The 12,667-nt window shown below is 73.8% G+C and carries 12 protein-coding genes; 3 read left to right on the top strand and 9 right to left on the bottom strand.

Going from position 1 to position 12,667, the window contains the following annotated elements; all coding sequences use genetic code 11:
* Positions 1–23: 23 nt before the first annotated feature.
* The 9 genes from ACTMSW_RS02725 to ACTMSW_RS02685 form a co-directional block, all read right to left on the bottom strand.
* On the bottom strand, positions 24–1,202 hold the full coding sequence (locus ACTMSW_RS02725) for a glycosyltransferase (protein WP_441178809.1): 1,179 nt from the start codon (positions 1,200–1,202) through the stop codon (positions 24–26).
* Complete coding sequence (locus ACTMSW_RS02720; protein ID WP_441178808.1) at positions 1,199–2,344, bottom strand: glycosyltransferase family 4 protein; 1,146 nt, start codon at positions 2,342–2,344, stop codon at positions 1,199–1,201. Before ACTMSW_RS02720 ends, ACTMSW_RS02725 begins: the two co-directional genes overlap by 4 nt.
* Positions 2,345–2,435: 91 nt before the next feature.
* Entirely contained in the window at positions 2,436–3,182 is a 747-nt protein-coding gene (locus ACTMSW_RS02715) for an MBL fold metallo-hydrolase (protein ID WP_441178807.1), read from the bottom strand.
* Between the two features lie 271 nt (positions 3,183–3,453).
* Positions 3,454–4,419 carry a PLP-dependent cysteine synthase family protein gene (locus ACTMSW_RS02710; RefSeq protein ID WP_441178806.1) on the bottom strand — a complete coding sequence of 322 codons (966 nt, stop codon included), beginning with the start codon at positions 4,417–4,419 and terminating at the stop codon, positions 3,454–3,456.
* 11 nt (positions 4,420–4,430) lie between these two features.
* Positions 4,431–4,802: a MoaD/ThiS family protein gene (locus ACTMSW_RS02705; protein WP_441178805.1), complete on the bottom strand. Its 372-nt coding sequence runs from the start codon at positions 4,800–4,802 to the stop codon at positions 4,431–4,433.
* 68 nt (positions 4,803–4,870) lie between these two features.
* Positions 4,871–5,359 (bottom strand): Mov34/MPN/PAD-1 family protein, encoded by a 489-nt coding sequence (locus ACTMSW_RS02700; protein WP_441178804.1) that lies wholly within the window; start codon positions 5,357–5,359, stop codon positions 4,871–4,873.
* A gap of 53 nt (positions 5,360–5,412) precedes the next feature.
* The gene (locus tag ACTMSW_RS02695) at positions 5,413–5,907 is read right to left on the bottom strand and encodes a DUF2017 domain-containing protein (protein WP_441179048.1); all 495 of its coding nucleotides are present in this window, start codon (positions 5,905–5,907) and stop codon (positions 5,413–5,415) included.
* 2 nt (positions 5,908–5,909) lie between these two features.
* Positions 5,910–6,200 (bottom strand): ATP-dependent Clp protease adapter ClpS, encoded by a 291-nt coding sequence (gene clpS, locus ACTMSW_RS02690; protein ID WP_350702872.1) that lies wholly within the window; start codon positions 6,198–6,200, stop codon positions 5,910–5,912.
* Between the two features lie 94 nt (positions 6,201–6,294).
* The gene (locus tag ACTMSW_RS02685) at positions 6,295–7,854 is read right to left on the bottom strand and encodes a hypothetical protein (RefSeq protein WP_441178803.1); all 1,560 of its coding nucleotides are present in this window, start codon (positions 7,852–7,854) and stop codon (positions 6,295–6,297) included.
* Between the two features lie 203 nt (positions 7,855–8,057).
* Between ACTMSW_RS02685 and ACTMSW_RS02680 the strand changes: the two genes are divergently transcribed.
* From ACTMSW_RS02680 to ACTMSW_RS02670, 3 genes are read left to right on the top strand one after another with little or no spacing between them, the layout of a single operon-like run.
* Positions 8,058–10,736, top strand: a complete 2,679-nt coding sequence (locus ACTMSW_RS02680; protein WP_441178802.1) for a LuxR C-terminal-related transcriptional regulator — start codon at positions 8,058–8,060, stop codon at positions 10,734–10,736.
* A 16-nt stretch (positions 10,737–10,752) separates the two neighbouring features.
* The gene (locus tag ACTMSW_RS02675) at positions 10,753–12,039 is read left to right on the top strand and encodes a nicotinate phosphoribosyltransferase (protein WP_441178801.1); all 1,287 of its coding nucleotides are present in this window, start codon (positions 10,753–10,755) and stop codon (positions 12,037–12,039) included.
* A 16-nt stretch (positions 12,040–12,055) separates the two neighbouring features.
* Positions 12,056–12,637, top strand: a complete 582-nt coding sequence (locus ACTMSW_RS02670; RefSeq protein WP_441178800.1) for an isochorismatase family protein — start codon at positions 12,056–12,058, stop codon at positions 12,635–12,637.
* The last annotated feature ends 30 nt before the right edge of the window (positions 12,638–12,667 follow it).

Here is a 12,667-nt window from a genome sequence, read left to right as displayed (position 1 = left end):
CGTCCCGCGGTGTCCCGACCCGTTCAGCGGGTGGTCCCGGCGAGCCCGTCGGCCACCGGTACGGGCGCGGTGGCGGTCGACGGGACCGGGTCGAGACGATGGGCGCGCAGGAAGCCGGCCACCGCGGCCGGCCAGCCGAACTCCTCGGCACGCGCCCGGGCGGCCCGCCGCCGGTCGGCCTCCGGCCGGCCGAGCAGCCTGAGCACCGCCTCGGCCAGGGAGTCGGCCGAGCCGTACGCGGCCACGCCCGCCCGGCCGACCACCTCGGGCAGCGCGCTGGCGGCGTTGACCACGACCGGGGTGCCGCAGGCCAACGCCTCCAGTCCGGCGAGGCCGAAGGTCTCCACCGGTCCCGGGGCGAGCACCACGTCGGCGGCGGCCAGCAACGCGGCGACGGCGGTCCGGTCGGGCAGGAAACCGGTGAAGGTCACCGGCAGGTCGGCCGCCCGCCGCACCAGCGCCGCGCGCAGCGGACCGTCGCCGACCATCACCAGCACCGCCGGCACACCGGCCCGACGCAGCACGGCGAGGGCGTCGACGGCCAGCTCGGGCCGCTTCTCCACGGACATCCGCGCGCAGTGCACCAGCAGCACCTCGGTGCTGTCGGCGTACCGCTCGCGCAGGGCCGGGTCCGCCCGCTCCGGCCGGAACGTGTCGAGGTCCACGCCGAGCGGCACCACCTCGACCGCGGCGTCGACGCGACCGAACTCCTCGGCCGCCCACCCCGTGGTGCAGACGACCCGGTCGTACGACCGGACGGTCTCCCGGTTGAGCCGGTCGGCGATGCGGCGCCGCAGCGGGTCCGGCACGCGCCACTCACCGAGCAGGCCGGTCAGTGACTCGTGGGACACCATCATCGACGGCACGCCGTGCGCCCGCGCCCAGGCGCCGGTCCACCGCAGCGTCGAGCGGTCGGAGACCTCCAGCCGGTCCGGCGCGAGACGGGTCAGCACGCGGGCCAGCCGGCGCCGGTCGGTGAGGAGCCGGTACCCGCCGCTGCGCGGCAGTTCCGGACCGGCCAGGGTGACGACCCGGCCCCACGGGTACCGCTCGTCGGCGTCGTGGCGACCCGGCACCACCAGGACCGGGTCGTGGCCGGCCGCCCGGTAGCCGGTGCCGAGGTGGCGCAGGGCGGTGCGCAGCCCACCGGAGCGCCCGTTGACGAAGTTCGCCACCCGGACGACGCGCGCCGGACCGCTCACGACGCCGCCGGCAGGTCGAGCGCCGCCGATCCGGCGCGGACCGCGCGGTAGTGGCCGATCAGCTCGTCCCCCACCGCCGTCCAGCTGCGCCGGCTCACGGCCGCGCGGGCCGCCAGACCGTACGCGAGCCGACGCGGCTGGTCGCCGCCCAGCTCGGCCACGGCGGCGGCCAGCGCGGCGCCGTCGTCCGGCGGTACGAGCAGCCCGGTCACCCCGGACTCCACCAGGTCCACCGGACCACCACTGGCCGGCGCCACCACCGGCACGCCGGAGGCCAGCGCCTCCTGGATCGTCTGGCCGAAGGTCTCGTGCGGGCCGGTGTGCACGAAGACGTCCAGGCTGGCGTAGAGCCGGGCCAGGTCGTCGCCGTGCCGTACGCCGAGGAAGCGCACCTCCGGCAGCGATCGTTCCAGCTGCCGCCGGTCCGGGCCGTCTCCCGCCACCACCACCCGGACGCCGGGCAACCGGGAGATCGGGCCGAGCAGGCCGACCCGCTTCTCCGGGGCGAGCCGCCCGACGTAGCCGACCAGCAGCTCACCGGCCGGGGCCAGGGTGCGGCGCAGCTCGTCGCAACGCCGGGTCGGGTGGAACCGCTCGGCGTCCACGCCCCGGCGCCACAGCCAGATCCGCTGCACACCGTTCGCGATGAGGTCGGCGGCGGCGCGGGTGGACGGTGCGAGGGTGCGCTGGGCGGAGTTGTGGATCTCCCGCAGCCGTCGCCAGGCCGCCGCCTCGCCCCAGCCGACCCGGTACGCGCGGGCGTACGAGGCGACGTCGGTCTGGTAGACGGCGACGGTCGGCAGGCCGTGCCGTGCGGCGAGGGTGGCCGCCCGGGCGCCGAGCACGAACGGGCTGGCGAGGTGGACGACGTCGGGGGCGTGCGACAGCAGGGCGCCGGTCAGTCGGGCCGGCGTCGGTACGCCCAGCCGGAAGCCCTGGTACCGCGGCAGCGGCACGCTGGGAATCCGGATCACCGGGTACGGGTGCCGGTCGGTGTCCCGCCGGCGCGGTCCGGGCGGGGCCGGCGCGATGACCACCGGCTCGTGGCCGCGGGCGACGAGATGTTCCGCCGCCCGGACCACCGAGTGCGCGACGCCGTTGACGTCCGGCGGGAACGACTCGGTCACGATGGCGATCCGCATGTCCACACCGTGGAGGTGTCACGGGTGCGTCAGACGACGGGATGCTGACGACCCGGCGAACACTGCGGCAAGACCGGCCGCGCCCGCGCGGTCAGACGTCGTAGCTGGCGCCGGGCCGGACCACTTCCAGCGGACCCGGGTACGCGGCGGCCGCCGAGGCGACCGTGTGCGCCTCGCTCCCCCAGGCGGTCACCAGGTGGGTCAGCAGCAGCTTGCCGACGCCCGCCTTCGTCGCCGCCTCGCCGGCCTCCCGGCCGGTCAGGTGCAGGTCGGGCGGGTTGTCCACGCCGTCGAGGTAGCTCGCCTCGCACAGGAAGACGTCGGCGTCCTGGGCGAGCCGTTGCAGCGCGTCGCAGGGGGCGGTGTCCGACGAGTAGCAGAGCACCCGTCCCTGGTGCTCCAGCCGCACCCCGTACGTCTCGATCGGGTGGTTCACCCGGTCGACGGTGACCGTCAGCGGGCCGATCGGGAAGGTGCCGGGCTGGAGGGCGTAGAACTGGTACACGTCCTCGACGGTGCCGTCCTCCTGCCCGTACGCGGTGGAGAGCCGGTCCGGTGCGCCGGCCGGCGCGTACACGGGCAGCGGCGGGTAGGGGCCTTCCGGGGCGTACCGGCGGACCACCACGTACGACGTCGCGTCGAGGATGTGGTCGCAGTGCAGGTGGGTCAGCAGGATCGCGTCGGGGGCGTGCAGCCCCGCGTACCGCTGGAGGGTCGACAGCGACCCGGGACCGAAGTCCACCAGGAGGCGGAAGCCCTCGGCCTCGACGAGGTACGCCGAACACGGGGATTCCGGACTGGGGAAGCTCCCCGCGCAGCCCAGGACGGTCAACCGCATGGGGTCGCCCCGTAGTCACCGTGAGTGATGTCCGCGCCGGCCGTCGCTCTCTGGATGATCTCTACCGACGCGTACGCCACGCAGGGCAGCCTACGCTCGCCCACCGCGGGGCATGAATCATCCATGGGAAGTTGTCACGAAGGTGACACCCTCTTCGGATCCGGTGACCGGCGCCTGCACGGGCCGTCACCGCCGCCGACGGGCCGCCGACGCGCCGCTGACGAGGAACGGGGCCGCCGGCGGTTGCCAGCGGCCCCGTTCCGTCGACCGGTCAGGCCCAGAGCTGGCCCTCCAGGGCATCCTCGGCGTCGGCTAGCGTGCCGCCGTACGCGCCGGTGGACAGGTACTTCCAGCCGCCGTCGCAGACCACGAACGCCACGTCGGCCCGACGTCCCGCACGGGCGGCCTCGTGCGCCACCGCCAGGGCGGCGTGCAGGATCGCACCGGTGGAGAAGCCCGCGAAGATGCCCTCCACCTCCACCAGTTGCCGGGTACGCAGCACCGCGTCCCGGGTGCCGACGGAGAAGCGGCGGGACAGCACGGTGGCGTCGTACAGCTCGGGGACGTATCCCTCGTCGATGTTGCGCAGGCCGTAGACCAGCTCGCCGTAGCGCGGCTCGGCCGCGACGACCTGGATCCCGTCGACCTTCTCCCGCAGGTAGCGACCCGTGCCCATGAGCGTGCCGGTGGTGCCGAGACCGGCCACGAAGTGCGTGATCGTCGGCAGGTCGTGCAGCAGCTCCGGCCCCGTGGTCTCGTAGTGCGCCCGGGCGTTCGCCTCGTTGCCGTACTGGTAGAGCATCACCCAGTCGGGGTGCTCCGCCGAGATCTCCTTCGCGGTGGCGACCGCCTGGTTGGAACCGCCGGCGGCCGGCGAGAAGATGATCTCGGCGCCGTACATCCGGAGCAACTGGACGCGCTCGGTGGAGACGTTCTCCGGCATGACACAGACCAGGCGGTAGCCACGCATCTTGGCCACCATCGCCAGCGAGATGCCCGTGTTGCCACTGGTCGGCTCGAGGATGGTGTCGCCCGGCCGCAGCCGGCCGGCCTCCTCGGCAGCCCGCACCATGAACAGGGCCGCCCGGTCCTTGATGCTGCCGGTCGGGTTCCGGTCCTCCAGCTTCGCCCACAGCCGCACCGGCGGAGCCCCGTCGGGGACCGTCGGGGACAGCCGCGGCAACCCCACCAGGGGGGTGCCGCCGCAGGCGTCGAGCAGGCTGTCGTACCGCGCCATGACGCCCGCCCTCAGCGGGCGGCGACCGGCGTGCTGCGCACGCCGTCGGCGATCGCCGCTGCCGCCGCACGGTGCTGGCTGATCGCGGCGGCAGCCGCGAAGCCGAACGCCCCGCCGGCCACGGCCGGCAGGATGGTCACGCTGTCGCCGTCGTTGAGCTTGGCGTCCAGCGCACCGAGGAAGCGGACGTCCTCGTCGTTGACGTAGACGTTGACGAAGCGGTGCAGGGCACCGGCGTCGGTGACCAGACGGCCCTTCAGCCCGGCGTGGCGCGAGTCCAGGTCGGTGAGCAGGTCGCTCAGGGTGTCGCCGGTGCCCTCGACGACCTTCGCGCCGCCGGTGTAGCTGCGCAGGATGGTGGGGATGCGAACTTCGATGGCCATGGTGACGTGCTCCTTGGATCGGGTGTGCCGGAGGTGACGGGACGCGGACTGGTGTTGCGGCGCTGAGGTCAGCGGCCGGAACACTCGTAGTCGACCGTCGCCGGGCTCTGCCCGAACATGTAGGACTGCACGGCGTGCGGGTCCACCCCGGCGTCCAGGATCCGCACCGGCTCCTCCGTCACGACGCCGTCGACGATCCGGAAGGAACGGATCTCCTCGGTGTCGGTCTCGCGGGTGGAGACGAGCAGGTAGTGCGCGCCCGGCTCGCCGGCGAAGGAGATGTCGGTGCGGGACGGGTAGGCCTCGGTCGCGGTGTGCGAGTGGTAGATGACGACGGGCTCCTCGTCCCGGTCGTCCATCTCCCGCCACACCCGGAGGTGCTCCATCGAGTCGAACTCGTAGAACGTCATGGAGCGGGCCGCGTTGTCCATCGGGATGTGCCGGGTGGGGGTGTCGCTGCCGGCGGGACCGGCGACCACGCCGCACGCCTCGTCGGGATGGTCGCGACGGGCGTGGGCGACGATCGCGTCGATGATCGACCGGTCGATGCTCAGCACGCCGCCCAGCCTAACGTCTGCTCCGCTACGGCGGGAGGTGGCGACGGTCACCATCAGTCGATCAACGCGTTGAGCAGGGACTCCTGGAGGTAGCCCAGATAGGCGTAGACCGAAAGCTGGAACACCCGGCTGGACGAGGGGTCCTCGGCCACCGCGTCGTCCAGCTCGGCGCCGAGGTCGGTGCCGTCCTTGATCTCCAGCCGGACGCCCATCGCCAGGCGGGCGTCGTTGAGGGCCCGCAGCCACGCCTCGGCCGCCTCGGCGTCGAGGCGGACCTCCCCGCCGGCCTCGTCCGGCAGGGCGGCGAGGATCGCGCCGGCCTGGTCGATCTTGGCGGTCTTGAGGTCACCCTCGGTGTAGCGGCGGAATTCAGCGCTGGTCGAGGCGTCCTCCGGGTACGCGTCCGGGAAGAGCCGGCCGACCACCGGGTCGGTGTGGTCGAACCCGTCGGTGAGCAGGCCGACCACCTCGGAGGCCACCTTCCGCAACACCCGGACCTCGTCCACCGCGAGGATGGCCACGTAGCGGTCGCCGTGGCGACGGAACATGCTCACGAGCGGTCCACCGTCGCCCAGAGACCGTACGCGTGCAACTGCGAGGCGTCGTGTTCCATCCGCTCGCGGGCGCCGCTGCTGACCACCGCGCGGCCCTTGTGGTGCACGTCCAGCATCAGCTGTTCGGCCCTCTCCCTGCTGTACCCGAAGAGCTTCTGGAAGACCCAGGTCACATACGTCATGAGGTTGACCGGGTCGTCCCACACGATCGTCACCCATGGCCGGTCGGAAGCCGGCACCTCATCGGTGTCCGGCGTCTCGACCGGTGCAACCTGCGGAGCCGCCATGCCCCCCATCGTGCCACCGGAATCGGCGGACCGAGGAACCGGAACGCCGGGCCTGTCCGGATCGCCCCGGAAGACCGACACCGAACCGGCCTTTTCAGGCAAGGAGGATGCCGTGGTCGACGGCGTCGGAGAGCACGGCGTCCAGTGCGAGGCGCACCACCTCGAACCGGCGGGCCACCTCCCGGGTCAGCTCCAGCTCCACCTCGCGCAGCGCCCGCTGGGACCAGGCGCGGGCGGCGTTGGGGTCGTCGTTGCCCGGGCTGCGCCAGTGCTGCCAGCAGCCACCGGAGAGCGCCACCGCCACCGGCGGGAGCACCTCGTCGCGGGGCGCCCCGGGATAGGCCACCACCGCGTCGATCGCGCCGGCACCGGCCAGGCCGGCCACACCGCCCGTGCTCGTGACCAGGAGCACGCGGTCCAGGTCCGTACCGCCCCGGTGGTCGGCCAGCGCCCACCGCACGGCGTTGCAGACCCGGCGTCGGACCCCCTCGGGCAGCGGAGTGCCGAAGACCGCGCCGGCGGCCTCGGCGAGCATCCCCCGTACGGCGTGGTCGCACTGGGCCGTGGCCAGCAGGGAGAGTGCCTCGGTCTCCCGGTCGAGCAGTTGCGGCAGGCCGGCGCAGCCGACCCCGAACACGATCTCCTGCACGACCCGGAGGTGGATGTTGGCGACCTCCAGCGCGAGGTGCTGGCGGATCCGTTGGGAACAGGACCGGGCCTGCCGCTCCAGCCGGTCCGACCAGGGACCCGGCTGGGCGACCACCGGCACCCGTCCGTGCGCGCCCGGCAGCACCGGCGGGTCGGCGCTCGCCCGCCGCAGTCCCTCCTCGGCGGCCCAGCCCACCAGGGCCCGACGCAGGTCGGCGCTGTCGCCGTCGCGGATGGGGAACCAGCGGGCCTCGGCCAGACCCGGCACGGCGGCCAGCAGGGTGGCCCGGTGCGCCTCGACGGTCACCGCGACCGGGTCCACCGGGTCGGCCGGCCCGGCGAACCCCGCCTCGGCCGGACGGACGGACGCCCCCGTGTCCTCCGTCGTCGACACGCCGTCGGACGCCGGGGCCCACCCGCTCGCGCCGGGCGTCACCGCGAAGAAGACCCGCACCGGAGAGCGGGCGAGCTCGGCGAGCAGGTGCAGCTCGGCGGCGGCGAACGCCTGGTCCGCCGCGATCACGAAGAGCACGGCCCCGGCCCGCCCCGCCGCGTCGAGCAGCACCTGCCCGCCGGCGACGCCGAGCGCGGCGGTGTCCGGAGTGTTCACCAGGGTGAAGTGGCGCAGCAGGTGCTCGGGCACGGTCAGCTCGACCCGGCGCGGCGGCCGGGCGAGGGCCGGACCGGCGGCGAGCCGGTCGGTGCCGTAGGAGTGCGGCTGGCGGTAGCCCGGCACGTAGGCGGAGCGACTGGGCGACTTGGCGTGGGTCAGCACCAGCCAACTGCCGGCGGGCACGCCGAGCACGGCGGGATCCACCCGGAGCAGGTCGGCGAGCAGCGCCGACCGCCCGGCCGCGGCGGGACCGGCCGCGACCACGCCCAGCGGCTCCGCCGGATCGGGTCGGGTCACGCCCAGCCGTGCGGGCAGCGGCGGGCACTGGGGCAGGTCGGGGGGGTCGATGGTGTCACCCGACATGTCCACCTCGGGGAGCGAACCCGGCTTCATCAGGCGGCCTCCCGTACGTGGCGACCGGCGGCAACCGGCCACGTCGATATTCCGGTGTTGTGTCAACCCGGATGACCGGAAGAGTACGGCGGGGACCGACACCCCGGCGAACACGCGGGATACTCACCGGTAACTGTCACGTTACTCAACTTCGGTGCGTGACGGTCTGCGCGCGCAGGGCATTCGGTCGATATGCTGCGTTGATGAGTCGGTGGAAGTTCGTCGGCCGGGCGGATGAGTTCAACCGCCTGCTGACCGCGGTGACGGACACTGAGGGTCGGGGACTCTTCCTCTCCGGCACCGCCGGCATCGGCAAGAGCAGACTCCTGCGCGAGGTGGTCGACGCCCTGCCCCGGGAGACGTACGCGGTCTGGCTGGTCGCGGCGAGCGCGACCACCGCCGCGCTGCCCTTCGGCGGGCTGGTCCAACTGCTGCCCGCGGCCCAGCCGCCCGGTCTGTCCCCGGCCGGGATCCTGCGATGGGCGCTCGACGTGCTCCAGCAGCAGGCGGCCGGGCGGCGGATCGTCCTCGCGATCGACGACGCGCACCTGCTCGACCCGCCGTCGGCCGCGCTGGTGCACCTCGTCGCACGGGCGGAGAACGCCACCGTCATCGGCACCCTGCGCGACGGCGAACAGCTCCCGCTGCCGATCCGCGCGCTGTGGACCGACGGCCTGGTGGACAACGCCGAGCTGAGCCCGATGTGTCCGGCCGACACCGCCGGCCTCCTCTCCGCCATCCTCGACGAGCCGGTCGACCCGGCGTCCGCCGACCGGCTGGGCCGGCTGTCGGCCGGCAACCCGCTGCTGCTGCGCGAGCTGGTGCACGCCGCCGTCGGTAGCGGCGAGGTGACCAGCACGTACGGCCTCTGGAAGTGGACCGGCCGGCTGGAGCTGGCCCCCAGCCTCACCGAGCTGATCGACACGCGGATCGGGCAGCTCACCCCCGGCGTACGCGCGGTGGTCGAGCTGGTCGCCTTCGGCGAGCCGCTGGGCCTGCACCTGCTCAACAAGGCCGTCGAGCCGGAGGACGTGGAGACCGCCGAGGAGCGCGGGCTGATCACCGTGGTGCCCGACGACCGCCGGCTCGACGTGCGACTCGCCCACCCGTTGTACGGCGAGGTCATGCGCCGCAACTGTCCGGTGAGCCGGACCCGGCGGCTGAAGGCCCGCCTCGCCGCCCTGCTGCAGGAGGTCGGCAGCCGGCGCCGGGACGACCTGCTGCGGGTGGCCGTCTGGCGGCTCGACTCCGGCACGGCACAGGACGCCCCGATGCTGCTGGGCGCGGCGGTGCAGGCGTTCACCCGGTACGACGTACCGCTGGCGACCCGGCTGGCCCGCGCGGCGCTCGACGCGGGCGGCGGATTCGACGCGGCGGAGCTGCTGGCCACCATCCTGATGTTCGCCGACCGGCCGGACGAGGCGATCGAGGTGCTCGACGCGGTCGTCGCGGATCTCGCCGACGACCGGCGGCGCAGCCGGTGGCTGACCGTACGCGGGATGATCAGCTACTGGGGACTCAGCCGCGAGTCCACCGTGGAGGAGATCGCGGCGCGCGGCGGCGAACTCCTCGACTCCGCCGACCAGGCCCGCGTGCTGGCCTTCGAGGCGATCATGCGGCTGCACCGGCTGGACCTGGGTGCGGCTCTGCGGCTGGGTCGCACGGTGCTGGACCGGCCGGCCGCCAGTGTGTCGGCCCGCGAGCTGGCCCGGTGCACGATCGCGTACCTCCACGCGGCGCAGGGGCAGCTGCGACTCAGCGCCACCGCCGTCGGCCTGACCCAGTCGGAGGCGGCGCGCTGGCGGACCGACATGCCGTACCTGCAACTCGCCCTGGAGCTGGCGCGCGGCACCCGGCTGGCGATCGGCGGCGACCTGGCCGGCATCGACGCCATCGCGGCCGACGAGTTCGCCGACCTGGCCGGCGCCGGTGACTTCCGGCTCGGCACCGGTTACCTGGCCATCCTCCAGGCGTACGCGGCGCGCCTGCGGGGGCGGAGCGACGCGGCACTGGGGATCAGCCTCAGTGCCTGCGCGGTGCTGGCCACCAGTCGGGTGTACGCGGGCCTCGCCCAGGCCGAACGGGCGCAGACGGCGGCACTGCGCGGCGACGCCGAGCAGGCGGCGGAGGCGATGGCCGAGGCGGACCGCACCCACGCCCCGAGCATGGCGGTGCTCTACCCCTGGCTGGAGCAGGCGCGGGGCGCGGTGCTCGCCGCCGCCGGTGACCTGCCCGGCGCGGCCAAGCACCTGAGTGCCCTGGCCGACCGACTGCGCGCGGACGGTTTCGCCGGCCACGAGGTGCACGTTCTGCACGACCTCGTCCGGCTCGACCAGGCCACCACGCCGGTCGGCCCGACCTGCTCCGACGGCAGCCGCCGGACCGTCGCGCAGCGGCTGTCCGAACTCTCCGAGCGCGTCGACGGTGACCTGGCGCCACTGCTCGCCCGGCACGCCCGGGCGGTGGCGGAGGGCGACGCCGAGGAGCTGCTCGCGGTCGCCGACGACCTCGCCGACCTGGACCTGGTGCTCTGGGCGGCGGAGGCGACCGCGACGGCGCTGCACCGGCTCCGCGAGCGGCGCTCACCGCTGGTCACCACGGCACGGGAGCGGCTGGCCGGCCTGCTCGGCCGGTGCGGTCAGATCCGTACCCCGGCGTTGCGGGCCGGCGCGCCCACCCTCACCGACCGGGAGTGGCAGATCGCGCGGCTCGCCGCCGACGGCAGGACCAGTCGGGTCATCGCCGAACGGCTCTTCCTGTCGGCGCGCACGGTCGAGAACCACCTCCAGCGGATCTACGGCAAGCTCGGCGTGACCGGTCGGGCCGAGCTGGACGCGGCACTGCGGGCGATCCCGGGCCACGACGGCGGGCAACCCGGGTGAACTCTAGGCTGGGGCGGTGAGCACCCTTCGCCCCGCGCTGCTGACCGACCACTACGAGCTGACGATGATCAGCGCCGCCCTGCGGGACGGCACGGCCGATCGCCGCTGCGTCTTCGAGGTGTTCAGTCGCCGGCTGCCGACCGGCCGCCGCTACGGGGTGGTGGCCGGGACCGGTCGGCTGGTCGACCTGATCCGTGACTTCCGCTTCGCCCCGGAGGAGATCGACTTCCTGCGCCGGACCGGGGTCGTCGACGAGCAGGCCGCCGCCTGGCTGGCGAACTACCGCTTCACCGGTGACGCCGACGGGTACGCCGAGGGCGAGCTGTTCTTCCCCGGCTCGCCCATCCTCACCGTCTCCGGCGGCTTCGCCGAGTGCGTGGTGCTGGAGACGCTGGTCCTCTCGGTGCTCAACCACGACTGCGCCGTCGCGGCGGCCGCCGCCCGCATGGTCACCGCCGCCCGGGGTCGGACCCTGATCGAGATGGGCTCGCGGCGGGCGCACGAGGAGGCCGCCGTGGCCGCCGCCCGCGCGGCGTACCTGGCCGGGTTCCGGTTCACCTCCAACCTGGCCGCCGGGCAGCGCTACGGGATCCCCACCGCGGGTACCGCCGCGCACGCGTTCACCCTGCTGCACGACGATGAGCGGGCAGCGTTCGCCTCGCAGGTCGCCACGCTGGGCAAGGACACCACACTGCTGGTCGACACGTACGACATCAGCCAGGGCATCCGTAACGCGATCGAGGTGGCCGGCACCGACCTGCGCGCGATCCGGATCGACTCCGGCGACCTGGCGGTCATCGCGCAGCAGTCCCGGGAACTGCTCGACTCACTCGGCGCGACCGAGACCAAGATCATCGTCTCGGGCGACCTCGACGAGTACTCCATCGCCTCGCTCGCCGCCGAACCGGTGGACATGTACGGCGCCGGCACCTCAGTGGTCACCGGCTCCGGCGCACCCACGGCCGGGCTCGTCTACAAACTGGTCGAGGTCGACGGGCGGGCGGTGGTCAAGCGCTCCGAACACAAGGCGACCATCGGTGGCCGGAAGGTCGCGATCCGTCGGCACAAGCCCACCGGGACCGCCACCGAGGAGATCGTCGTCCCACAGGGCGTGCCGGACCACCGGCCGCACGACCGGATGCTGCAACGGTCGTACGTGGTCGAGGGCGAGCCGGTCCTGCTGCCCACCCTCGACGAGTCGCGGGAACACCTGCGGCAGTGCCTGATCTCCATCCCCTGGGAGGGGTTGAAGCTCTCCGCCGGCGACCCGGCCATCCCGGTCACGGTCGTCCCGGCCGACTAGAAAGGGGCGAACGACTGTGAGTACCGCGCTGATCATCGTGGACGTGCAGAACGACTTCTGCGAGGGCGGTTCCCTCGCCGTCGGCGGCGGCGCCGGCGTCGCGGCCGGCATCACCCGCCTGCTCGGCGCCGAGCCGGACCGCTGGGACCACGTCGTCGCGACGAAGGACTACCACATCGACCCGGGCGCGCACTTCGGCAACCCACCGGACTACGTCGACTCCTGGCCCCGGCACTGCGTGGTGGGCACCCCCGGTTCGGAGTTCCACCCCGACCTGGCCACCGACCGGGTCGAGGCGATCTTCCACAAGGGCGAGCACGCCGCCGCCTACTCCGGCTTCGAGGGCCACGCCGACGACGGCGAGTGCCTGGCGGACTGGCTCCGGCGGCACGGGGTGGACCGGGTCGAGATCGTCGGCATCGCGACGGACCACTGCGTACGCGCCACCGCGCTGGACGCCGCGCGGGAGGGCTTCGCCACGACCGTGCTGCTGGACCTGACCGCCGGCGTCGCCCCGGACACCACCGACGTCGCGGTGCGGGCGTTCGAGGGAGCCGGGATCACCACCCACGGGGCGCCTGTGATCAGGACCGCATGATCTGGTAATTCGTTGGCGGTGGTCGTACCC

The organism is Micromonospora sp. BQ11 (assembly GCF_052068135.1).
Lineage (GTDB): Bacteria > Actinomycetota > Actinomycetes > Mycobacteriales > Micromonosporaceae > Micromonospora.
Note: the sequence above shows the minus strand (reverse complement) of the source record. Positions and strands in the feature narration are given on the sequence as shown.